We start from the raw sequence: 26,031 nt of genomic DNA, 5'->3' as shown, positions 1-26,031 counted from the left end.
TGGCATACCAAGGATCTCATAATGAGAACATCAACACTTTTACTTTTAGCTTTTTCGAGCAGTTGTTTTGCTCAAACAGCGACGTTGCAATCTCCTAATGGCAATATAAAAATAACTATATCAGACGAACTAAATACTCCAACATATTCTATTGATTTTAAAAACAGACCAGTAATAACTAGCTCCGCTCTAGGGTTTGAATTTAAACAACAAGCACCTTTTAGCGAAGGCTTTAAAATAGCAAAAACCCAAAAACAAACCGTTAATACTCAATGGCAGCTGCCTTGGGGTGAGCGCCAAACAGTGACTGATAAGCATAATGAAGTTGCCGTAACATTTAATAAATCACAGCCTCAAGGTGGTACTTTCACCGTAAAATTTAGAGCCTTTAATAATGGTATTGGCTTTAGGTACGAAGTGCCTGAACAAATAGGTTTCGAAAAAACAGAAATAACCAAAGAGCTTACCGAGTTTGCAATAGCCGACAGTAACAATGCAACAGCATGGTGGATACCTGCTCGCGGTTGGAATCGTTATGAGTATGTTTATAACACCACCCCGCTTAATGACGCAGCTTTAGTGCACACTCCATTTACCTTTAAAAATAAAGATGGCATACATTTAAGTATTCACGAAGCTGCACTTGTTGATTACGCCGCCATGGTGCTTAATCAACGTCGCCCTGGTACATTTCAGGCAGATTTAACACCTTGGTCAGACGGTATTGCAGTTAAAAAACAAGGCGCATTCAATACCCCGTGGCGTACAATCCAAATGGGCGAACATGCTGTTGATTTAGTTAATTCGGATATTATTTTAAATTTAAACGAGCCAAATAAGCTCGACGATGTATCGTGGATTAAACCTGGTAAATACGTCGGTATTTGGTGGGGAATGCACATAGAAACACAAACGTGGGGGAGCGGCGAAAAACACGGAGCAACCACAAAAACAACTAAATACTATATGGATTTTGCAGCGCAGTATGGTTTTGATGGCGTATTAGTTGAAGGCTGGAATATTGGCTGGGATGGTGATTGGTATTTTAATGGCGATGTATTTAATTTTACAAAACCTTATGACGATTTTGATATTGCAACACTTGCACAATATGGCAAAGAGAAAGGCGTTCAGCTCATTGGTCATCACGAAACGTCAGGTAATGTGAGCAACTATCGTGATCAAATGGAAGACGCCTTTGCTCTTTACGAAAAATCAAACGTAAGCCAGGTAAAAACAGGTTACGTAGCTGATGGCGGGAATATTAAACGCATAGATGAAAACGGCATAGCTCGTCATGAATGGCACGATGGCCAGTTTATGGTTAACGAGTATCTTTACAACATAAAACTTGCCGCAAAGCATAAAATTAGTATAAATACCCACGAGCCGATTAAAGATACGGGTCTGCGCCGTACCTACCCCAATTGGATTGCGCGTGAAGGCGCACGTGGACAAGAGTTTAACGCATGGGGCTCCCCGCCTAATCCACCTGAACACATACCAATGCTTGCCTTTACCCGCATGCTTGCAGGCCCAATGGACTTTACACCTGGTATTTTTGATATGAGCTTTAATGGCTTAGGTGATGACACAAATCGCCCACAAACTACACTTGCCAAACAGCTGGCGCTTTATGTTGTTTTGTATAGCCCAATTCAAATGGCGGCCGACTTACCTAAAAATTACTTAGCGAAGCCCGACGCATTTCAATTTATCCAAGATGTTCCCACCGATTGGCAGCAAAGTATTGCCCTAGATGGCGAAGTAGGAGACTTTATTGTATTTGCCCGCAAAGAGCGTAAAAGTGGTAAATACTCAGGAAACGATTGGTACTTGGGTGCCGTTACCGATGAAAAAGCCCGTACGATTAAAGTAAAACTCGATTTTTTAGAGCAAGGCAAAAAATTTGAAGCACAAATTTATAAAGACGGTGAAAATGCCGAGTGGAAAAATAACCCATACGATTTAACTATCGAGAAACGTATTGTAACTGCAAACGATAAGCTTACTTTAAAACTAGCAACAAGTGGTGGTACAGCAATTCGCTTTAAAGCACTTTAAATAACACAAAAAATATACCAAGTAACCTGGGCTATTGGCTTTTCAAGATTGAAATTCAACCCAGGTGCTATTTAATCGCGGTGCGAAGCTTGTAACTTAAATGGCAGCGTGCACTTACTTGGTATTTATGAGGGATAACCATATACATTAGGCGCAGCCTTGCCTACAAACCAAACACACACTTTTTAAATAACCCTTTGTCAGCCTCACCTATTCTTTTTTAGATATGCTATTTGCTGTAATACTCTGTAATAGATTTCTTTAGCTGCATCATCTACCTTTATCAATAATTCCACATAAAAAAATTAGTATTGGATAACAATAATCCTAAGTTGCAGCTAAAACGAAGAAGAACATAAAAAGTGGTTACTCATACAGCTTAGGCATTTAATACCTATTTCTTGCAATCTCGATTGCCAATCTCACAGCATTCCGAATGCAATATTGAAAACAAATAACAACGGTAGTTTTATTCTTTTTTTCGTAAAAATCACGCAGCTGAAATTAATAAAAATACAATACTTTCTCAAAACCAATTTATATCTCAATAGCTTAAAAGGAATACTTACAATGGCTAAAAAAGAAAATCCAACAAAACCATCAGCTAACAACATACCTTGTTGGTCAGATAATGAAAGTGTTGAACAAGCCTGTAGACGTTTAACTGAGATGTTTGTTGGCCTCGGCCAAGTACCACGTATTGATAAAGGTCAACAACCTGCGCAACGTGCCGTTTTTAGAAAGCAACATGGCATCGCATACGGTAAGTTTAAAATTAATCCAGACATAGACCCGCAATTCAAAATTGGTATTTTTTCTAAAAGTGAATATGAATGCGCCATACGTTTTTCGAGTGATACCACTCCCTCCTCCCCCGATTTACACAGCACACTTGGTTTAGCAATGAAGTTGTTTGCGGTCAATGGAGATAAATTAATTGGTGAAAGCAATACCGCTGATTTTATTTTTCAAAATATGGATCGTTTTTTCACTAAAAATGCGCAACAGATGTGCCAATTTACAACAGCAGGTGTGATTGATAAAGATTATGATGCTTACCTAAATGACCCTAAAAATAGTGACGTTGCTAACATCCTAAACGACATGCAAAAAGTTGAATCGAGCTGCTTAAGTGCCAAATATTGGGCTATTTTGCCATTCAAGCTAGGTGATCAACAAATTGTTAAATATCGCTTAGTTCCTGAAGAGAGTGAAGTCGGCGCGCCATGCGTTGATAACAATTACCTTGCTTTAGATTTACAGCGACGATTACGAGAAGGGAGTGCTAAATTCCGGTTTGAGGTACAACTACGTACAAATCCAGAAACAATGCCACTCGATGACGCTCAAGCAGTATGGAGCACTCAACAAAGTCCTTATGTGTGTATTGCTCGTCTACATCTAGCACAACAAAATATTACAGCAATTGGCCAAGCCGAACTTGGTAGTAACTTGGCATTTAATATTTGGCGTACTTTAGCCGCCCATGAACCACTTGGCAGTATCGCACTTGCACGAAAGTCAGCCTATGCAGCCAGTGCAAAAGCACGTCACACAGCTAACGGACAACAGCTACAAGAGCCAACTAAATTAACTAACTTCAATCCAGAACAAGCACAAGAAGCGGATTCTGAATGTATTGTTTATGCCGGAATTTACCCTCCTATTGGCGTAATGCGCGTTGGCAACAGCAAGGACGATTATTTTATTGGTCCGCAGCAACCTCAACCAGTTCCCAATAGTGACGAATATGCGTATCGCGATAAAAGCGGTGCACTTAAACGCCAAGCTGCAGAGTTTAGAATTTATGGTTTTAACGCTGCAGGTAAGGCTATAAAAGAGCTTACACTAGATAATGCAGATATCACATGGCACGCCCAACTCGCCAATCAAAAATCATCTTGGTACGAGTTTCAAATTGCTTTAGATATTCCTGAAGCCGCAGACGCTCCACCTTCGCTACTGCGTAATAATAATGTAGCAGACCGAGATAAACTTCATATTAATGGTGGTCAGCGCAAGCTAAGTGGTAAAAACGTAAATAGCAAAAACGAACATAACTTTATTGGTAAGTTTATGGACGAAGATGTCTACTTAGGCGAGATGCGCAGCGATAACCACGGTCGATTAATAATGTTAGGAGGACATGGTGTTGCCCGTAATTTAAAAGGCGATATTGCGGTAACTTTCGCCAACAACGAAGGTTGGTATGACGATATATCCGATGGCCCAATTACTGCCGAGGTTGTTCATAATGGTGTTGCATTAAGAGTTGAACCAGCTTGGGTCATTTGTGCGCCGCCTGATTATGCGCCTATGCAAAAATCAGTTCGTACTATGTGGGATTTAATGCGCGATGTTGCTGTTAATAGTAGCATGCTAGCACGACCACAACGCCCATCATTCACAGAGGATATTCAACCTATATTTTCTAGGATGACCAATTTACAGTGGGTTAATAGCGGCTTTGCTGGTGCATTCGGCTGGGGTGGTCAATTTGATTATACGACCCCAGAATGGTTGGCAAAACTTAGTGACCCATCACCTGCATATCAAGAGCTCCGCCGGACTTTATCTAATAACTTTCGTCGAACTGATGTATCAGGTGCACAAGCACCTCAACTATGGCCTTGGTTATATGGTGACGCTATTAGCATCCCTCCAACAGGCTCAGTACGCCAGCATGCGACTTTGTCTAATTTACAATTGTCGTTTTTAGACCAGTGGGTAAAAGGTGATTTCATTAATGATTACAAACCACAATCACGCTGCCCTGTGCCAACTCAGCCACCAACTATTGATGACTACCCTGTTGCCGAACAGCCTGAACAGCTAACGCGTGGTGCAATGGAGTTTTGCCTTGCTGATGCATTTCATCCAGGCTGTGAGATGACTTGGCCAATGCGAACGGCCGGAATGTATATGTCTCCATTTCGACTAAAACATGCATTACCTGATACACAAAGTGATCATTGTTATTATGGGCCTATTATGAATCATGATATTTATACTTTAGCAAAAGGCCCTTTGTTTGGTGGCCAAGTAGCAGGAGGGATCACACGTTGGATGGCTATTCCATGGCAAACTGACACGGCCAGTTGTCGCGATGGTTATAGCTCTGAGTATGACCCATTTCTACCCACATTTTGGCCAGCTCGTGTTCCCAATCAAATAATGAATCAACGACGCTATCAACAGGTTCTTGATACATCATTATCTGATAGTACCCGCCAGCAAGCGTTTGCATATAGAACAGATTGGCTTGATGACTTGCCCCTACATGGTAACCCTGCAACCTATACCAACCAAATAAATAGTATGGTTGAGCACTTTGCAGAACTTGCTATTGTACAAACACATACTGGTGCTATTAACGACGAACAATTCCCCAACACTATGCAGGTAGGCATGCTACCTCATAATAAAGCAGGCGAAGGTTTAGTTAACTTAGCCAGTAAAGCAATACAACATAGTAACGTTACTCTCTCTGTAGATTTGACTCATAATCGAAGCAAAGTAGATTTAGGCGTGACCGAAAAAGCCAACCGTTTTCATCGCATCAAAGGATGTTGAAATCGCTATGCCAATGATTAAAAATGAGGACGCAAAAAACAGTGTTGTGATCATTGGTGCTGGCGTGGCTGGATGTATTGCCGCGCTTGCTTTGTGCGATTCTTATAAGGTGACGCTTATCGATAAATCAGCATCTCCTGAAGAACGTATTGGAGAGTGCTTAGCACCCGCAGCAAGACGAATTTTAAAACAACTCAACTTACTAACTGAATTTGAAAGCCGATTAGAAACGGATATTGCACTTCCTCATCATTTGCCTAATGCCGGAATGCAAATAAGTTGGGGTCAAGAAGCCCTGCACATTGCAGATAACCTCAATAACCCTGATGGTTTCGGCTGGCGACTAGACCGAAAAAGGTTTGAGTTGTTTTTACGTGAAAAAGCCCAACAGCGAGGCGTAGAATGCATTTGGCCCGCTAAATTAATTAACAGTCAATACAAAGAAAACTCTTGGCATATTACACTTATAAATTCAGACTTAAATGAAGATCAGGAAGTAACCATAGTATGTCCATTCGTTATTGATGCAACTGGTCGCCAAGCACATTTTGCCAAAAAGTATACCGATCGCCAGCAAAGTGATCGCCTCATATCATGTTGGGCAACTTTAGATGACAATAGCGAAAATAAACTGGGCAATATTCACTCAACTAATAATGGTTGGTGGTACAGTGCTCCACTTCCAAACCAGCGGCGTGTTTTAGCCTTCCAAACTGATTCAGACCTAATGCCTAAGGGGCTGCATCGCGATCCAGCATACTTTATTAAGTATGCTCAACAACACTCATCACTCGCAAAATTACTAAATGACAATCAAAAAACGCTAAATTTACAGGGCATTGTAAGTGCTAACTCAACACGTTTGAACAACTTTTCAGGTCAACAATGGGCCGCATTAGGTGATGCAGCTATAAGCTTTGATCCCTTGTCATCACAAGGAATTTTTAACGCAATGGCAAATGCGATGCAACTCGCATTACTGCTTAAAAAATCAAATATACTAAAAATTATCGACAATGATATACAACAGCACTTTAATAAAACTTACCAACAGCAAATAGAGCAAATATGGCGTCATTATTTACACCATCAACATTTCTTTTATAACCAAGAACAGCGCTGGTCTAAAATGCCTTTTTGGCAACGCAGACATCAATATAAAGCATAACCATGATTATTTTTACGCTAGAGTGTTGATCTTTCATGACTAAAGCTACTTTAGCTAGGGGTGATTACCCTAAGATGGCCTCGACTACCGTACGCGTAATTTTTTGTTACGCCATTACCTGCAGTTTGATTTAACTGCCCAAGGCCATAAGTAGCGCCATCATAGATATACGTTAACGTATTTTCACCTGTTGCGATGCGTCGAGTAACGCGCCCAAGTACATCGGTTACATAACTGATGGTTTTATTATCCGCTCGGGATTCATGTTGTAATTCACCAACACCATTATATTGAAAATTAGTAATACCTTGATTTGGATCGTTTACCTGTACTTTTTGACCAAGTGCATTGTACATTGCCACAATGTTATTGCCGTTAGCATCTTGAATAACGATTGGTAACCCTTGCCCATTATAGCTATAACGCGTAATTCCATTGTTTGCATTAGTTGCTTAAGGCTATTGTAAGTACGCGACATATCTTGCGAAAAACTTGTGCCTGTCCTTTCTTTTCTTTTCTTTTCTTTTCTTTCATTATGATTTCAAACTATTTGAGTGTGTGCTGAAGTAAGTAACGGCAAATTCCTCATTCAACTCCTGCTTTAGCTCAGCGAAAAGCATTTCACCTTCCTCTTCAAACGCAACTAGAGCTTGCTCATTGCTGAATCCAGAAGTTGCAGGGGTTTCACGGTTCATTGTTTTATCATATTCGTCGCCCCAAGCATCAATTCTTGCAGCTAAACTCTCTGATATTGGCAGTGATGATGGTGCTATATTATCCACGCCGTCACTGAACTCTTCCCATAACGGATAGCAATCATAATCCGTCATCAATTTAATCTTTCTCATATTGTTCACCTATCTCGCAGGGTTAGCCCCAACAAAAAAACTTGTGCCTGTCCTTTCTTTTTTCTCACTGTGATATGAGATACGTGATAATAAAATAAAGGCATCAATTTTGATGTTTATACACCAGCTCGTCTTGACTTCAAGGGAGCGTCCATATATGTCTAGTTTATTTTTTTGCATCAGGTAAAATCAAGTAAATTCCATATCCTCAGCTTGAGTAACAACTAAACTAGACAGCCACTTCAATTGAACAAACAAAACGTTGCTATTAAATTTGATTTTTTTGTTAAAAATTTATCTTTCACTTCTCGGTTACTTGCATTTCATCCGTAAAAAACAAATTAGAACGCTTAAAATTAAATTCGTCGCATGGAAATAGCTGCATGGTGCAGTTGTGATTTATTACTGAATAGTTTTACTGAGTAGCTTACGTTTTATGCCAGTAGCTTTTCGCAGTTACTGATATTCACCCGCCGCTTTCTGTTTAGATTTTCACAATAACTTACTTGTGAGCTTGGCTTGCCAACAGCACCATGAAATACGCGTGTAAATTGCGTAGTCAGTTTTAACCAGTTTTCTGGGGATATATTTAACCTTTCAAGCAAAGGAAGGTTCATATTATCAATATACCCGCGTTTATCCTCTCGTATTATTCGTCCTGTTAATTCAACAAGCTCAAGGTACGATTTAAGCTCAAACGGCAGCCCTTTTGGCATTGTTTGACGAGGCTTGCCTGCAAAGCGCAGTAGTGGTTTTGGTTGCTTACCTTCTTTTGCGTGTGTTATGCGTTGCTTGATGCCTGGTATGGTTTGACTCTTCGGGCGTTTCTGCCATTTTTGCTCTAATGGGGTTTAAATCAACATAGGCCATACAGGCAGCAAGGGCTGCTTCATCTAATAATGCTTGAGACGTAAAGCGCCCCTCCCAAAAGCGGCCTGTGCAATTATCTTCTTTATTTGCTCTGCGGGCTATATCTTCATTTAGTAACCGCATAAACCAGCTAATATTGGATAGGCGCTCGCGGTATTGGTTTACTGTTTGGTTAAAAAAGATAAGTTCAGCTTTACTTAGCTTTTCGCCCTGTATGTATTTTTGTGTAAGAGCGGTGCCTTTACACAGCTTATGCCAGCGAATAACAATCGCTTTACCATTCAGCCTATTCGCTTTCTTATCATCAACATACAATACTAAATGGGTGTGATTACTCATTACGGCATAAGCACATACATCAATACAAAATATTTTTGCTAATTCCAGTAACTTATCTTCAACCCAGCCTCTGCGATGCTCGTAAGATTGACCAGTAAAGTGGTCTTCACCACACAAAAAAGCACGGCGCACGCAACGCGAAATACAGTGGTAGTATTTTGCATCAACCAAACTTATTTGTCGTTTTCTTGCGATGGCCATAAGACATCCTGCTTGTTTTTTACACTAAATAAAGCGTAGTACTTTGAGCGTAAAAGTGCAAAATTTTGAGTGGATGTCTAGTTTATTTGGTTCCCCATATATGTCTGGTTTATTATTGTTTACTTTTTAGCAAAAATAATGGTGACGGATAAAAGTTAAATTAACTCTGCCAATTAAGTTTACCTGTTCCTAGTTTTCTAAGCATTGTCTACCCGAAGTTAGACAATTGTTTTTCTATGAATTTTTTAAGTGAATCTCGTTTAAGGTCACCAGAAATTACAGTAAGACGATTTACAGACTTATGGGTACCCAATAAAGTCAGTAATGAAAGCACGGCTTCTTCCGCAATCCCTTCTTTCTCCATTTTGATAATGGCAATAATATCTTTTGCGTCATCACAATTACCAACCCAAGCAATAGCTATAATAGCATTACCTTGAATTAGCTCATTATTCGAAAACAAATATTTCCGAGCATACTCTCGCTGCTTAGTTAAATTACGGAAGCTGCTTTGGCCTAACAAAGCAGCTAAGTGCAATTTAATTAATGGGCTTTTTAGTGATGAAGAATCTTCCATTAACCACCATTCAGCAATGGATTGGTTTTTGGCCGCCCTATCTCCGCCATTCAGCCAGTTTTTGTATAGCGAATTAGATACTTTGATAAGCAAGTCTTCACATAGAAACTGTTCATCTAAATTTGATACTTTAGGATATTGTGCACAATTGGCCGCATCAGCCTTAGCTACATTATTCAAAACATCCTTTTCCCATTGAGAAGCATTTGCTTTTCCAGAAAACACCACCCAGAATAAAAAAAAAGTCAATACAATCTTCATAATAACTCCCTACCGTAATGGTACTTTTCGACTTAAAGGTGTAGGCCATTTCTGTGTTCCTAGTTTTTGACCTGTGCTAGTTTTGTAACGGAAGTAAGTACCTTTTAAAGGAGTTCTTATTGTATTATCAATAACCAGACCCTTACCATCAAACCGCATTACGTCACCGCTAGGTGACAAGGCTCTATGACGTGTCCGAAAGGTAGAAATCTTCCCTCTAACTCTCACTCTTCTAAATTGCTCAATTTTCACATCAAAATCATGAAAATCTACATGCATCTCCATGCCAAATGATACAGGAGAGCCACGTCTTATAGTTTGTCCACCGACAATTGAGTGCCCCGACAATATATCTCTCACGTCAGGTAAATCTACGCCCGATGAAAATGTAGGTCTCCAGTTCTTACCGATAATTATATCCAAACTCCAAGAGTCAATGATCTCTTCTTCGATTCTATCTACATTCTCTTCTCCAGCGGGGACATGCAGGGTGGAAGGTATTCTGGTTAAAGGTTCACCATGGAAACCTTTTTCTTCATAGGAGGCTGCTGTTTGATTTTCATTGGTACTACCTTGTTTAGCAATTTTTTTTTGAGAGCCTATATCACCAGTAAAATTACCACTAACAGATTGACCTCCAGCACTACTAGTGTGACTTCCTGTTACCGCACCATTATTCGATATTGTAGCTGAAAATTTAGTTTTCACACCGCCTGAATTAATAGTGCCACTAACTTTAGTTCCTGTTTGGCGCTTTATGTGGGAGCCTGTAGGAGCTTCCATTATTTTCTTAGTTTTAATATCTTCTGCCACATACCCAGTCGGGTCAGTCCCCGCCAATGGATTATTCATTATGTACGAATAAGGGTTAATACTCTGACTATTCGTTGGGCTTTGAATAACGGGGTCCACCGACATAAACCGACCAAGGTTATAATCGTACACCCGACCGTTCATATGAATAAACTCTACATTATCTAAATGTTCGTGGTCAGTAAAGCCTCTTCGTGTTTTGGCATCCGCCATATCATCGAGTTTTGAATCTCCAAATGCTTTCAAGCCGCCACTGGCTAGCCGTGGTTTACCAAATGGGTCAAAATTTCGCTCTGCTTCTACTTGTCCGTTATGGTCGGTAAATACGCGTGCACTGCCTAAGCGGTCACGGTGAGTGTATCGAATGCTTGCACTGACCCCTGTCGTTTGGCTTATAACGGCTATGTCGTCTATGTAAGCTCGCCATGTGGTTTTGGTGCCGTCGATTTCTTCTTCATATAACTTATCGCTATAAAAAGTGGTTACGCTGCCATTCACTTGCTTAAAGCGCATGTGTTGTGGACCATAGGTAAAGGTGAGGGTTTTACCGTTTTTTATAATTTGTGCGGGTTTATCCATCGCGTTGTACGTTGCACTTGTAAGCCCATCACCTCGTGTCATATTACCACGTGCATCATAACTAAATACTTTCCAACTGCCGCTGCGTAGCACACGTTTTACTGCATTCGGCCCACCTGTTGCACCGTTAGTGTAATCGTATTGTGAGGCGTAATCCGATTTAGATAATAAATTACCCACCGCATCATAGCTGTAATTAATAGTCGTAATGCCATTAACAGCGTTACTTTCTAAACGGTGCAGTGCATCGTAGCTGTAACTTTCACTAAAATTGTGCTGGTTGCCAATACTCCCCGAGGTGATATCAACAGCTTTTAAATTACCAAACCCATCATACGCTGAGTAATTAATACTCATGATATTGCTATTATTTTTAGCAATGGTTTTAAGGGTCATCTGACCATTCTTAAGGCTGTAAGCGGTATTTTCACTTAACCCATTACCTAATGTCCCCTGTGATATATTACCAAACACATCATGTTCAATGATAGTTTTAAACACATAACCACTGGCGGCATTTTTTACCTGCGTTTGATAGCCTGCATCGTTATAAATGTACTCTAAGGTAAGGTTATTCGGGTAACGTAGCCCTTTTACACGGCCATAGTTACTGTCGTAAAATGTGGTTGTTGTGTAGCTTTTACCACTACCAATAATAGTTTGGCTACTAGGACGGCCTCGACTATCGTATGCGTAATTTTTTGTTACGCCATTACCTGCCGCTTGATTTAACTGCCCTAGGCCATAGGTAGCGCCATCATAGCTATACGTTAACGTATTTTCACCTGTCGCGGTGCGTCGTGTAACGCGCCCAAGTACATCGGTTACATAACTGATGGTTTTATTATCCGCTCGGGATTCATGTTGTAATTCACCAAAACCATTATATTGAAAATTAGTGATACCTTGATTTGGATCGTTTACCTCTACTTTTTGACCAAGTGCATTGTACATTGCCACAATGTTATTGCCGTTAGCATCTTGAATAACGATTGGTAACCCTTGCCCATTATAGCTATAACGTGTAATTCCATTGTTTGCATCAGTTGTTTGCATTAGTTGCTTAAGGCTATTGTAAGTACGCGACATATCTAGCGTGATGCCATAACAACTATCATAAACTGTTATGCCTGTGGCAAGTTCGCTGTATTCGTAGTTTGTAGTCATATCACCGCAATGTTGATTGGTTACTTTTTCAGTTACGCGACCGAGTGTATCGTGTGCGGTATAAAATGTACCAAATACTGAGGCATGCTCTTTATGTGCTACAGATTCAAATGTTTTATAACCTACACTGTTATAAACAACATCACTGAATATCCAATCGCTATCAAAACCTTGTACGGCAGTGCGTAGTGTACGACCTAACTTATCTATATAGATTTTTTGGGCTGGTTGCCCGGCTGCCACCTTTAAGACTTGTAAAGCTGCGTGTTCGGGAGCTTGTGTATCCGGTGTTTGTACTGCACTGTACTGAATGGGCATACCCGCAGTTTGAACGCTGTACGGACGGTTGTAATCATCATAGCCATAGTTGGTTACTTGATAATTACTGCCACTGAGTTGTTGGCGTGTTTGGGTTACTTGCCCCGTAGCGGGGTTCACATTGGTATAACTTATATGCCCTTTAGCATTGATTTGCTTGTGGGGGAAATAGCCGTCGCTTGCCTCGCTGATGCCATTTTTACTGTACGTAGTTGATGTCGTCCGCGTTTGGTCAACCCAACTGCCGCTACTGTTGCGTACTTTGGTTGTTTGACTTACAAGGTGCGGTAAGCCGTAATCATTAAAAGCAGTCGTAACTGTACTGCCATTACCCGAAATAGCTGAGCCTATTTTACCACTAATTTCGACTACACCAGCCTGACGACTGCTATGATATTGAGAATAAACAGTTGTATTAGATGTTTTTTGATCGAGTGTTACATTCGTTATTGGATCATTACTATTACGCTCTTTAATTGCGTTTTTTGTCACTGTTTTATTAGTGAGTTTATTTAACCACCAACTGCTTTCATCGATTTGATAAGTACTACTTTGGGACGTTGTATACACTCCCCAGTCGTCATTAATCTCTACCGAGTTGGCTGTTACATTTGCATATTCATCAATTCCAATTATGGTTTTATTGGTAGATGTAACAACACTTTTAGAATCAAGATCTCGCGTTAGCTGCGTTGTAGAACGAGGATATACATTATAAACACCTGATATAGTATGGTTCAGGTTATCCTGCCAGTCAGTACTTGAATAGCTTAATGCATTAGCTTCCAGACTTGCTGATTGTAATAAATTATAACTTCGCACGTTATAGTCATTTACCGCAAAAGTAGCTTGGCGTTCTAACTTACCCTGATACGGAAAGACTTGTTTAAAGTCTGATTGTGTAACGAGCCCTCGACTTACATCTTTTTCTATAATGCTTTTAAAGCCCATAAAACCACGGCCGAACTGGTTATACACAGCGCCTGCATAGCTATACGCTGTTTCTGTCGTGTCGTTCAAACCATTACTTTGCAGGAATGAATTCACAACGTACATGCTAGATGCAAAATTAATATACCCTGGCTCTGATATAATGCTGTTTCTCAGTAAATCATATTCAACTTTGCTACTCGATAATGGTCGTTGCTGCCATTTGGCTTCTTTACCTAGGCCATCTTTAGCTGCTAACATAAGATCTACAGGGGCATAATCACGACCGCTCACTCCTGAACCAGTACCGTAATTACGATTTATAAATACACCGTATTGTTCAGTATATGCAGAAAAAGTCCCCTCAGCATTTCCTTGATTAGAAAACCCAGGCTCTGATGTATGATTAAATACTAAGCTTCTTAAGCCTGTTCCGTATGCATCAACAAATGCTGAATCATATGGGTTCCCCACCAGATTTGTTTCGCTTTTAGTTACACTCAACTCCCCGGCACTATTTTGACTAAAATGTAATGCATCAAATTGATAAATACTTTTATCGAGTGAACTACTATCAATTGGGATTAAAGAGCTTCGATCTCCTGGTCGTGTTTCCCATTCACCATATAACTGATCACCACAAAAACGATTTCTACCTAAAGAAGTGCAGCGGGTCAGTAACCGCTTACCTGGCATCAATAGTTCAGGTATTCCGTCATAGTTAATATCTTCAATAAGAAAGCCTCTTCCATATTTAGGTACTCTTCGCGTTATCCACTCCCCAGCGTTATAAAGTACCTTCTGCTCTACCGTTTCGATAAGATTGTTACTAAGGGTATGTTTTGCTGTAAATACTAATGCCCCTTTATTTAATCTATAAGTAAGAGAAATAATATTTTCGTTATATTCCCACCCAAGCCAATCAGTTAATCCATCACCATTTAAGTCAATAAACATACTTAACTGAGGTTTTAGCGTTCCTAAGGTAACGCTAAATGGCAAGGCATGATCGTTTTGATAATTATCATCACCCAAAAGTAATGTTTTTGGGCGGGCCTGTAATGGCGGAATAATATCTTTAGCCCCCGTACTAACATGCATTATATCTATTGTGCCATCGCCGCTAATATCACCTAATACTGTATAGTCATCTAAAAGAACAGTGGTATATAAATCGCTAGCTGTACCTTTTGTAAGACTAAAGCTAAATTCAGGACGAACGTAAGGTCTGCTTACATTTTTTTGATGCAAGTAAAGTTCAATTTTAGGGGCATCACTTGCAATATAAAGTAATATGTCTGGCCAACCATCATTATTAAAATCTGCAATTTGCCGAATATGGCTTTCTCTTAATTCAGGTTTTAAAGAAGGAGGCATTTCGATATTTGTCGAAATTAATCCTTCACTAGACAAATCGAACATTAACTCTTGATTTTTAATTGACCATTCATCAGTTATTCCATCTAAGTCAATATCCCCTTGGCTGCATTCATGTCTAAGTGTAAATCGGTTAAACTGGCATGAATCTAACGCTATATTGTTGTTGCTAAAGTCCCCCTCAGCATTAACAAAATAACCTGACCAATCTCTTACGCCATCACCATTTACATCGCCTCTTGGTAAAACCTTGCTTATTGATTTTTCGTTAGGATAAAGTATGTTACTTTCCCCGCCTAAAGGCTCCAGCATTAATACTTCTTGAGTATTATTCCAAGTAAATAAAGTTGAAGGTAAGCAATAATTATTGCTAAAACATTGAGAAACCTCATCTAACAGTTCTTTACCCGATGCAGTACTCTTTTGGTAATTTAGCTCATAACTCCAAACATTTTGATTAACGTTAAAAATATCAACCTTGTGGAGTCGTTGTGTAACAACTGAGCGACCTCCAAACGAAAAGCGTTCGTGTATTTTATTTCTCGGCTCATAAATAAATTGTACTTTTTGCTCTCCTTTATTATTAACCGAGCTACCGGTATAAGAAATCTGATCTAGCAACAACTCTGCAGTTCCATATAAGGCATAGTCATAATGAATATAATTATTCTTGGTTGCATCATGTTGATATTCAACCAACCACGAATAAGTAGCGGTCCTACCTTCATGTATTACTTTTGAGTCAATTGTTTTACCAAAATATGACACTCGACCGTTTTTATACTCAGCTTTAAACCACGTAGATGTGCCATTTAGTGAGCCACTTTGCGTTACACGCACAAAACTATCAATTTCAGTGCGGTATTGTGTGCCTGAATTACCATAACTACCCGATGTAGCAATTAAACGCTGGCCGTCTAAACAAAGCCGATCGTTACTATTATATTGTGGACTTTGTGTAAACCCATCTTGTGCATAAGTTGCAGCGCAGCGTGTAATACTAGAACCAACTGAAAGAGCCCACCCAACACCCGCAATACCATTACCACTACGAGATGAATAATTTAATGATATTTCTGGCTGCATTCCAGAACGCCCAGGGGTAAGCTGAATCGGAAGTTGATATGTAGCCGCACCACCACTTACACTAGCCTGCCCCTTAATTGCACCAATTGCTGAAAAGTCTGGTGCTACAATATCAGTAGACTCTTTATCTAAAGGAATAATAACCGAGGTCTCTGTTGCTAATTCTATTGGTGATTGAATTAATACACTTATAGACTCAGTGGTAACGAGTTCATTCTCATCTGTTACCCTTAGAACTATATTAGTACTTCCACTTTGGCTTGAGGCTTCAACTACAAGGTGGGCTTTTCCATTTATAAAAGTAACTTTTAGCTCTTTAAATAATGATGGATTCATAGCATCAACATCCAATCTTAAAGAACCCAAAGGTGTTTCTTCATCACTAACACTAAAATCAATACCGATACTTTCATTAGTCAACAGCTTAATCGAATTAGCTCCAGTAATACGTGGCCGATCATTCACACTATTTACAGTGAGCCTAAATGTATCGTCTCTCGTCGCACCGTGACTGTCTTTAACACGGATACGAATGTCTGAATACCCATACCTATTCGCCACCGGAGACATGCTCATTGTCCGCGAAGCGCCACTCCCTCCAAAAACAATACTATTCGTCGGCAATAGTGAAGTGTTTGAGCTGCTTACAATAGAAAGGGCAAGGCTTGAAGTGCTTGTTTCAACATCACCCACTGTAAAGCTTATCGCTTTTGTGGTGTCTTCGTTTGTTGACTGATTCGCTATATTTGTGATCGTTGGTGCATCGTTCACACTATTTACAGTGAGCCTAAATGTATCGTCTCTCGTCGCACCGTTACTGTCTTTAACACGGATACGAATGTCTGAATACCCATACTTATTCGCCACCGGAGACATGCTCATTGTCCGCGAAGCGCCACTCCCTCCAAAAACAATGCGATTCGTCGGCAATAGTGAAGTGTTTGAGCTGCTTACAACAGAAAGCCCAAGGCTTGAAGTGCTTGTTTCAACATCACCCACTGTAAAGCTTATCGCTTTTGTGGTGTCTTCGTTTGTTGACTGATTCGCTATATTTGTGATCGTTGGTGCATCGTTCACACTATTTACAGTGAGCCTAAATGTATCGTCTCTCGTCGCACCGTTACTGTCTTTAACACGGATACGAATGTCTGAATACCCATACTTATTCGCCACCGGAGACATGCTCATTGTCCGCGAAGCGCCACTCCCTCCAAAAACAATACTATTCGTCGGCAATAGTGAAGTGTTTGAGCTGCTTACAATAGAAAGGGCAAGGCTTGAAGTGCTTGTTTCAACATCACCCACTGTAAAGCTTATCGCTTTTGTGGTGTCTTCGTTTGTTGACTGATTCGCTATATTTGTGATCGTTGGTGCATCGTTCACACTATTTACAGTGAGCCTAAATGTATCGTCTCTCGTCGCACCGTTACTGTCTTTAACACGGATACGAATGTCTGAATACCCATACTTATTCGCCACCGGAGACATGCTCATTGTCCGCGAAGCGCCACTCCCTCCAAAAACAATGCGATTCGTCGGCAATAGTGAAGTGTTTGAGCTGCTTACAACAGAAAGACCAAGTCTTGAAGTGCTTGTTTCAACATCACCCACTGTAAAGCTTATCGCTTTTGTGGTGTCTTCGTTTGTTGACTGATTCGCTATATTTGTGATCGTTGGTGCATCGTTCACACTATTTACAGTGAGCCTAAATGTATCGTCTCTCGTCGCACCGTTACTGTCTTTAACACGGATACGAATGTCTGAATACCCATACTTATTCGCCACCGGAGACATGCTCATTGCCCGCGAAGCGCCACTCCCTCCAAAAACAATGCGATTCGTCGGCAATAGTGAAGTGTTTGAGCTGCTTACAACAGAAAGACCAAGGCTTGAAGTGCTTGTTTCAACATCACCCACTGTAAAGCTTATCGCTTTTGTGATGTCTTCGTTTGTTGACTGATTCGTTATGTTTGTGATTGTTGGTGAATCGTTCACACATGCAACATTAAAAGTAAGCTTAACAGGATAACGAGTCACATTTTGGCTTACAGTTTGATAATTAGCTGAATAGGTTCTATAGGATGCGTATTGTATTCGAGGCTTTTCTACATCATCTTTTGTTGCAAAGGCAAAAAAGCTTTGGAGAATATTTAAAATAGGACTTGTTGAGTACTCAACAAGCTCATCGGATTCTAGAGATATAGACCTAATTGGGTTATTGCCAGAATCTATCAATGAGACATTTATCGTTGTTGTATCTACACCACAAAAATTAGCCTTTGGTTTATAAACAAATGAATCTGTATTAAAACTTAAAGTCCCGTTTTTTGGTTTTATAATGGCGGCTCCAAAAAAGGCTTCCCGTGCGCCTATAACACGCCAAACCTCCCAAATTCTAACTGTTTTACTTCCATCTTCAGTTAAATTAAATTTATCAGTAACAGCCGAAGCCATTGAAGATAAAACTAATAGAAAAAAGCACAATGTAAATTTCACAAAACAATCCTTGTTGGTTGTTATTATTTTATTTAAATATTTACATGTTTGTTACCTGGGAACAACATCAAATAATCGAACAAATAAAAACCTACCAAAGAAGAACAAAAAACAGTGACTTAAAAACTAAGCTTATTAAAAATATACAAAGTAAATTCAAATAGATTTATAACAAAACTAAAAGTGGGAGCTGAAATATTAATTTCAACCTTCTAGAACCTACTGGCCTTTCATGATTAAAATTTATTCTATCTAATTATCGCAGGAAGTTTGCAGCTTAGTGGGCTAAGTAAAAGTAAACCGTCTCTAGGGCAAACCCAAAGGGCCGCGCATGTTTGGCATTTATGGGGAGTAAAAATATATATTAGCTATCCAATGCTAATAATTTTTCTAACTACTCGAATAATTACAAATCAAGTAGCTATAAAAAGTAAGGTCACTATTTAATCTTCGTAATACCAATCTGCTTAATTAAGTAAGCTATTTTGAGGTAAGAAAACAGTGTCGATAATAAGGCAAAAATTCGTTATTTAGTTGTTCCATATAAGAAATATTTAACACAGTTAGCGTCAGGTTTAAGCTCTCAAATTACTCAAATATTATTACGAATTGGTATTAATGTATTAATGATGTAACAGCTAAAAAGCATACTAAAAAGCGATACAAACACTCTATTTTGCTCCATTATAAAAAGCTCTACGAAAAAGCTGTATACAATACCCTAATAAAAACGATTAATGCCTGACCGTACATAGCACATGTATTTTGAAATATGTGGAGGTAATCATATGGCTTATACCTTGTAAGTCCATTTGGTATTAAACACTTAGTTTACAGTTAGTAACTACACAGCTATTCGCTTTAAACAGCTTGGTTAGTTACTTTTATAGGCAAGTATATTTGCGCACTTAGCCCGCCTTCGGGACGATTTTCAAGCATCACTTTTCCATCGTGCATATCTACTATACGCTTGATAATTGCCAGCCCTAAACCACTGCCTTCGCTCCCTCGGGCAGCATCACCTTGCTTAAATGGTTCGAACACAGACTCTAACTCACTTTCAGGAATGCCGGGGCCATTATCGTTTACTGCAATAACGACATATTTTTTATTTGGACTAAAATAACTAAGTACTTCTATATCATCTTGTGAATAACGCAGCGCATTACCAATCATATTTGTTATTACACGCTTAATAGCCACAGAGCTTAGCGGTATATTGCCAATACTTGGGTTCTCTTTAAACGTAATTACACGTTGATGCTTTAGCTCCGAATGAATAACTTCAGCCACCAGTGCATTTATATTTTCACAGGTTAGTTCTTCACGCTTATGATGGCGTAAATACTCGATAAATTGGTCGATAATACCGTTCATGTCTTCAATATCGTAAATAATACCTTCGCGTAAGTACTCATCAGCTTCAGCCATCATTTCAGTCGCTAAACGAATGCGTGTAAGCGGCGTGCGTAAATCATGTGACACACCAGCCATTAATAAACGGCGGTCATTCTCAAGTGCAGCAATACCCCGCGACATCTGATTAAACGCGCGCGTTACTTCTATCACTTCTGTTGAACCTTCCTCTGCTAACTTAGTAGTAAAATCACCTTTACCAACTTTTATTGCAGCTTGCTGTAACGCTTTAAGCGGCCTATTGAGGTGCCTTGCAAACAACCACCCACCTAACACACTTAAAAATCCGATGCTTGATAAATAAAAAGTTAAAAACTCTAAATTATTCTCTTGGAAACCAGTTAACGGTACTTTAACCCAGTAACCTGGAGCTTGGGGGGCTTCGACCCAATATATGAGTGGACCAGTTTGGCTAATGCGCACACGCGAGAAGCCATTTAACTGTTTCGTCATACTGCGCGATAATCCTGAATACTCACGAGTTTGCCCTAACCCATTACGCATTGCCTCACGTTGAGTCATTACTTCAATTCCTGTGATTTCAAAAAACTTTTCTGAAACCTCGTCGTTTATCTCAATGCCGTCTTCCCAATCTATAAATACGGTTTTTATTTGCTTTGCGAGCATTAAATTTACTTGCTCAATTGTAGGCTTTACAACATATAAGCTTACTGTAACGTAAGACACTATTTGGTTTATTAGTAATAATGCGGCTACCAAAAAAACCGTTTGTCCAAACGCACTACGCGGAAAAAATCCCATATAAATTACTTTTCACCATCAGGAACAAATACATACCCCAAACCCCATACGGTTTGAATATAACGCGGATTGGCAGCATCAATTTCAATCATGCGTCGAAGTCGCGACACTTGCACATCAATACTTCGCTCAAGCGCACTGTAATCACGCCCACGCGCTAAGTTCATTAGCTTATCGCGGCTAAGTGGCTCTCGTGGATGCGAAACAAGCGCTTTAAGCACTGCAAACTCACCACTGGTAAGCGATATTGTTTTGTCCCCTTCACTCATTTCGCGCGTTGCTAAATTAAGGGTGAATTTACCAAATGCGATCAAGTTTTCTTCAGCAGCAGGGGCGCCTGGCACTTCTTTTGCGCGGCGGCGTAAAATAGCTTTAATACGCGCAAGTAATTCCCGTGGATTAAATGGTTTTGGGATGTAATCGTCAGCACCGAGCTCTAAACCTATAATTCGATCTACTTCATCGCCTTTAGCGGTGAGCATAACAATAGGGATTTCGTTTTCTTTTTGGCGTAACCTACGACAAATTGACAATCCATCTTCACCTGGAAGCATTAAATCGAGAACCATTAGATGAAAATTTTCACGCTCAAGGAGTCTGTCCATTTGCTCCGAATTTCCTGCGGTTCTCACAATAAAACCTTGCTCAACTAAGTAACGTTCAAGCAAACTGCGCAAGCGCATATCGTCATCAACAACCAATACTTTTGTGGTCTCGTGTCCCATAATCTCTTTCTTATTTTTATATCCAATTATTAGTTAATATAAATGAAAAACTGAATAATCAAAAACTAATTACTTGCTTAGATTGTTACTGAACATTTCAAAGCTTACTTGCTCGTACTTTATTACATTTTACGCTCGACAAGTTTTGGCAAATTTAATAACGTGCACACCATTAGAGTTAATAAAGAATTCACCATGAAAACAAATTTAGTTACCCGCGAAGGTTACTTACAATTACAACAAGAACACGACCAACTATGGAACGTTAAACGCCCAGAAGTAACAAAAATAGTCAGCTGGGCGGCCAGTCTCGGAGATCGCTCTGAGAACGCTGACTATCAATATAACAAGCGTTTGCTACGCCAAATTGACCGTCGCGTACGCTATTTACGCAAACGCATACCTGATTTAAAAATCATCGACTACTCTCCCGTTCAAGATGGAAAAGTGTTTTTTGGTGCATGGGTCGAAATTGAAAACGAAGAAGGTGAAACTAAAAAATTCAGAATTGTCGGACCTGATGAAATTTACGACCGAAAAGATTACATATCAATAGACTCACCTATGGCGCGTGCATTGATTAAAAAGCAAGTAGATGACGACTTTGAAGTACCTACTCCTCAGGGTAAAAAGCAATGGTATGTAAACAGTATTGATTACCAAAAAAAGAAATAAAAAGTTTTGATTCAGATCATGTTAACTTTTGATTGTGTAAATTAGGTCAATAAGCTATAAATGAATTATTCAAGTTGATTTGTTTAATTTGAAAGCAGTTAATTAAGGTCGTGGGTATGTCAAACATAGTACAGCGCATATTAAATAATGCCGTATTGTTTGCACTTTTAATGAGTGTAAGTTTGACGCTGCATGCCAATAACACTGAAGTAAACCTTGATAACGCTAAACTATCTAATCACTTTATTGCTTGTGATATTCCTGACCAGGCAAACCTCGATTTTGACGTAGACTCTCACGTTAATACTATTACCTTTAGGTCGCCTCAACCACTTCCTAATGTCGTAGATTCTTTTTATAAGAGCACCAATCTAAACAGACCTTTTAGCACTGCGTACCAACGCGGACCACCTAGCTATTTAATTTAATTCATTATTTTACAACTTAATTAAATTTTATAACGACTAAGGTGACTACTATGTCTAACTTTAAAGAATTACGTACTCAAAGCATTTCTCACGGCGTTATTGCAAGCACATTTGCAGATGACCAACCATTAATTGATTTAGCCTCTCCGGCATTAAAAGTGGTAAATAATTTCACTCAAAAAACACCTGTCCGCGCCCAGTATGAAACAACAATTGAAGCAGCACTAAAACAGATTAGCGCTCAACAATCTGATTTTGTCTTAGTAACGGACGACAACCAAAAATTAATTGGAATAGTTTCAAGTGCTGATTTACAAAGCTCAAAAATCACGATTATTGCCCAGCGTTTAAATACACCGCGTAATGAAGTTAGCTTACGCCACATAATGACACCAATAAGTCAGTTAATGAGTGTAAGTATGCAAAGCTTAAGCTACGCATGTATTGGTGATGCGTTGCAAACAATGGAGCATCAAGGGGTGATGTTTTTATTAGTGACTACAACTGACAATGAAATTTGCGGTTTAATCTCAGCACGTCAAATTACTAAAGCGCTACATATCCCTCTGCATATTACCCCCATAGCTAATTCATTCAGTGAAGTATTAGAAAACATAGAGCACCCTCACTAGGGGCTCTTTTAACGCTATAATTACCCAATCAAGCCAACCATCTTAAAGCAAGGAAAATAGCTTGCTTTAAGAGCTTTTTATTACAACCTCGTGTGATATTATTCAAGCAATTAGTCGTATCAGTTAACTTACTAACTGGTCTTATTTTTGTTTAAAAAGGTTTTTGCATGAGCGATATCTCTGCACGTTTAGCCGGTGAGCTAAATGCACAACAACAGCAAGTTGTTGCTGCAACAAAGTTACTTGATGAAGGTGCAACTGTGCCTTTTATTGCTCGTTATAGAAAGGAAGTAACCGGTGGCTTAGATGACACCCAATTACGCCTTTTAGAACAGCGTTTATCATATTTACGTGAACTAGAAGAACGCCGCAGCTTTATTTTATCAACCATCGAATCTCAAAATAAATTAACAGCAGAGTTAAAGGCAGATATTAGTACTGCGCAAAGCAAAACTGAACTTGAAGATTTATATCTCCCGTATAAAGCGAAGCGCCGTACTAAAGGCCAAATAGCAATTGAGGCCGGATTAGAGCCACTTGCTGATGCACTGTTTAAAAATGCTAACCTTGATCCTGAACAACAAGCTGAACAATTTATAAATATCGAAAAAGGCTTTGCTGATATAAAGGCAGTGCTTGAAGGTGCTAAGTTTATTTTAATGGAGCGCTTTGCTGAAGACGCAAAACTACTTGCTAAATTTAGAAGCCACATTAGCCAAAATGGCGCAATTCAAAGTACCGTTATTAAAGGCCAAGAACAAGCTGGCACTAAATACCGTGATTACTTTGAACACCAAGAGCTTCTAAAAAAAGTACCTTCGCATCGCGCACTTGCAATGCTGAGAGCTCGAAATGAAGGTGTACTTCAGTTAAATGTTAACCCTGAGCCTAGTGCTGAAAATTCAGCGCAACTTTGTGCCAACATGATTGCTGAGCATTACCGTTTAGATATTAAATATAAAGCGGCAAGTCCTTGGTTATTAAACGTTGTGCAATGGGCGTGGAAAATTAAATTAGGGCTGCATTTAGAAAACGAATTTTTTGCAGCCATGCGCGAAAAAGCAGAAGCTGGTGCAATCGACGTATTTGCTAAAAACTTAAAAGATTTATTAATGGCTGCACCTGCAGGCCCTCGCACTACACTTGGCCTCGATCCTGGTTTACGTACAGGCTGTAAGATTGCCGTTGTTGATAGCACAGGTAAATTACTAGCTACACAAACTATTTTCCCTCATGCTCCACAAAATCATTGGGATAAATCGTTGCGTACGTTAGAGCAACTTTGTCGTCAGCATAAAGTTGAGCTAATTGCGATTGGTAACGGTACTGCATCACGCGAGTCAGATAAGTTAGTTGCTGAACTTATCAAAGCAAACAGCGAACTTAAACTTAGTAAAATTATGGTTAGCGAAGCGGGTGCATCGGTTTACTCAGCTTCTGAATTTGCAGCTAATGAATTTCCAGATTTAGATGTTTCTATACGAGGCGCTGTTTCTATTGCGCGCCGCCTACAAGATCCTCTTGCTGAACTTGTTAAAATTGAGCCAAAATCAATTGGTGTTGGCCAATACCAACACGATGTATCGCAAAGCCAATTAGGCCAAAGCCTTATCTCCGTTGTTGAAGACTGTGTAAACTCAGTAGGCGTAGATTTAAACATGGCATCGGTACCGCTACTTACACGCGTATCTGGTTTGAACAAAACATTAGCGCAAAATATCGTTAATTATCGCGATGCTAACGGCACATTTACTAAACGTAGTGAGCTTAAAAAAGTTGAGCGTTTAGGGCCAAAAGCATTTGAACAAGCGGCTGGTTTTTTACGTATTAACAATGGTAGCGATCCGCTAGATAACTCATCAGTTCACCCTGAAGCTTATCCTGTTGTTAAACGTATTTGTGAACGCAATAGCGTCGATGTCAGTAACCTAATCGGTAACAGCGACTTTTTAACTAAACTTGCTGCTAATGATTACACTGACGAAAAGTTTGGCTTACCAACCGTTACCGACATTATTACTGAGCTTGATAAACCAGGTCGAGATCCTCGTCCTGAATTTAAAACAGCTGAGTTTAAAGCCGGTGTTGAAAAAATTAGTGATTTAAAACCAGGTATGATTTTAGAAGGCGTGGTTTCAAACGTTGCTAATTTTGGTGCGTTTGTTGATGTAGGTGTTCACCAAGATGGTTTAGTACATATTTCCGCGATTACTAATAAATTCATATCAGATCCGCGCGAAGTTGTTAAAGCTGGTGATATTGTAAAAGTGAAAGTCGTAGAAGTCGATGCAGCGCGTAAACGTATAAGCTTTACTATGCGCTTAGATGACGACATTGACACAAGTAATAAGTCAGCAGCTCCAGCTACGCAAAAGCCACAAGCACGTGCTAATAATTCGCAACCTCGTGCTGCAAAGCCTAAACGTGACAACGGTAATGCGTTAATGGGTAATGCATTTGCCGATGCGTTCGCTAATGCTAAAGTGAAAAAATAATAGTTGTACAACTCGGGCGTGTTGACCTTTCGTGGTTGAATTTGCAGCAGTATGTTTGGTATTTGGGCAAGGCAGAGCCTATGTCGTGTGGTTACTCCCCATAAATAGGCGATAACGCAGCATAAATGCCAAACATGCGCTGCCCTTTGGGTTCTTTCTAGGGACGATTAACTCTTTGTTGCTCGGTTTTTACTTAGCCCGCTAGGTTACAAACCTCGCGCCGCGATTAAA

At 39.7% G+C, this 26,031-nt stretch carries 13 protein-coding genes and 1 pseudogene; 7 read left to right on the top strand and 7 right to left on the bottom strand.

Translation table 11 applies throughout. The annotated features are described in order from the left end of the window. The first annotated feature begins 21 nt into the window (after positions 1-21). From AOR04_RS00980 to AOR04_RS00970, 3 genes are all read left to right on the top strand, one after another. Positions 22-2,064: a glycoside hydrolase family 97 protein gene (locus tag AOR04_RS00980; protein ID WP_096792273.1), complete on the top strand. Its 2,043-nt coding sequence runs from the start codon at positions 22-24 to the stop codon at positions 2,062-2,064. A 570-nt stretch (positions 2,065-2,634) separates the two neighbouring features. After that, the gene (locus AOR04_RS00975; protein ID WP_096792272.1) at positions 2,635-5,637 is read left to right on the top strand and encodes a LodA/GoxA family CTQ-dependent oxidase; all 3,003 of its coding nucleotides are present in this window, start codon (positions 2,635-2,637) and stop codon (positions 5,635-5,637) included. A 7-nt stretch (positions 5,638-5,644) separates the two neighbouring features. Continuing rightward, complete coding sequence (locus tag AOR04_RS00970) at positions 5,645-6,805, top strand: tryptophan 7-halogenase (RefSeq protein WP_096792271.1); 1,161 nt, start codon at positions 5,645-5,647, stop codon at positions 6,803-6,805. Between the two features lie 50 nt (positions 6,806-6,855). On the opposite strand, the gene AOR04_RS00965 is transcribed toward AOR04_RS00970, so the two are convergent. The 7 genes and pseudogenes from AOR04_RS00965 to ompR all read right to left on the bottom strand — a co-directional run bounded on the left by AOR04_RS00965 (position 6,856) and on the right by ompR (position 21,570). Further along, the gene (locus tag AOR04_RS00965) at positions 6,856-7,167 is read right to left on the bottom strand and encodes a hypothetical protein (RefSeq protein WP_096792270.1); all 312 of its coding nucleotides are present in this window, start codon (positions 7,165-7,167) and stop codon (positions 6,856-6,858) included. Positions 7,168-7,338: 171 nt separating this feature from the next. Continuing rightward, a complete protein-coding gene (locus AOR04_RS00960; protein ID WP_096792269.1) occupies positions 7,339-7,653 on the bottom strand; it encodes a hypothetical protein in 315 nt (104 codons plus the stop codon). A gap of 434 nt (positions 7,654-8,087) precedes the next feature. Beyond that, positions 8,088-9,063, bottom strand: a pseudogene (locus tag AOR04_RS00955) (transposase). A gap of 208 nt (positions 9,064-9,271) precedes the next feature. Next, the gene (locus AOR04_RS00950; RefSeq protein WP_096792268.1) at positions 9,272-9,901 is read right to left on the bottom strand and encodes a hypothetical protein; all 630 of its coding nucleotides are present in this window, start codon (positions 9,899-9,901) and stop codon (positions 9,272-9,274) included. 9 nt (positions 9,902-9,910) lie between these two features. Further along, complete coding sequence (locus tag AOR04_RS00945) at positions 9,911-18,667, bottom strand: SpvB/TcaC N-terminal domain-containing protein (RefSeq protein ID WP_096792267.1); 8,757 nt, start codon at positions 18,665-18,667, stop codon at positions 9,911-9,913. An 861-nt stretch (positions 18,668-19,528) separates the two neighbouring features. Continuing rightward, positions 19,529-20,845 (bottom strand): two-component system sensor histidine kinase EnvZ, encoded by a 1,317-nt coding sequence (envZ, locus tag AOR04_RS00940; RefSeq protein WP_007376426.1) that lies wholly within the window; start codon positions 20,843-20,845, stop codon positions 19,529-19,531. 5 nt (positions 20,846-20,850) lie between these two features. After that, positions 20,851-21,570, bottom strand: coding sequence for an osmolarity response regulator transcription factor OmpR (gene ompR / locus AOR04_RS00935; RefSeq protein WP_007376425.1), 720 nt, complete (start codon positions 21,568-21,570; stop codon positions 20,851-20,853). Positions 21,571-21,765: 195 nt separating this feature from the next. Between ompR and greB the strand changes: the two genes are divergently transcribed. The 4 genes from greB (at position 21,766) to AOR04_RS00915 (ending at position 25,800) form a co-directional block, all read left to right on the top strand. Next, entirely contained in the window at positions 21,766-22,245 is a 480-nt protein-coding gene (greB, locus tag AOR04_RS00930) for a transcription elongation factor GreB (RefSeq protein ID WP_007584978.1), read from the top strand. Between the two features lie 116 nt (positions 22,246-22,361). Then, a complete protein-coding gene (locus AOR04_RS00925) occupies positions 22,362-22,673 on the top strand; it encodes a hypothetical protein (protein WP_007376423.1) in 312 nt (103 codons plus the stop codon). A 50-nt stretch (positions 22,674-22,723) separates the two neighbouring features. After that, complete coding sequence (locus tag AOR04_RS00920; RefSeq protein ID WP_007376422.1) at positions 22,724-23,305, top strand: CBS domain-containing protein; 582 nt, start codon at positions 22,724-22,726, stop codon at positions 23,303-23,305. Between the two features lie 167 nt (positions 23,306-23,472). After that, entirely contained in the window at positions 23,473-25,800 is a 2,328-nt protein-coding gene (locus AOR04_RS00915) for a Tex family protein (protein ID WP_096792266.1), read from the top strand. The last annotated feature ends 231 nt before the right edge of the window (positions 25,801-26,031 follow it).

It is taken from the genome of Pseudoalteromonas sp. 1_2015MBL_MicDiv, from assembly GCF_002407505.1.
In the GTDB taxonomy this organism is placed as follows: domain Bacteria; phylum Pseudomonadota; class Gammaproteobacteria; order Enterobacterales; family Alteromonadaceae; genus Pseudoalteromonas; species Pseudoalteromonas fuliginea.
Note: the sequence above shows the minus strand (reverse complement) of the source record. Positions and strands in the feature narration are given on the sequence as shown.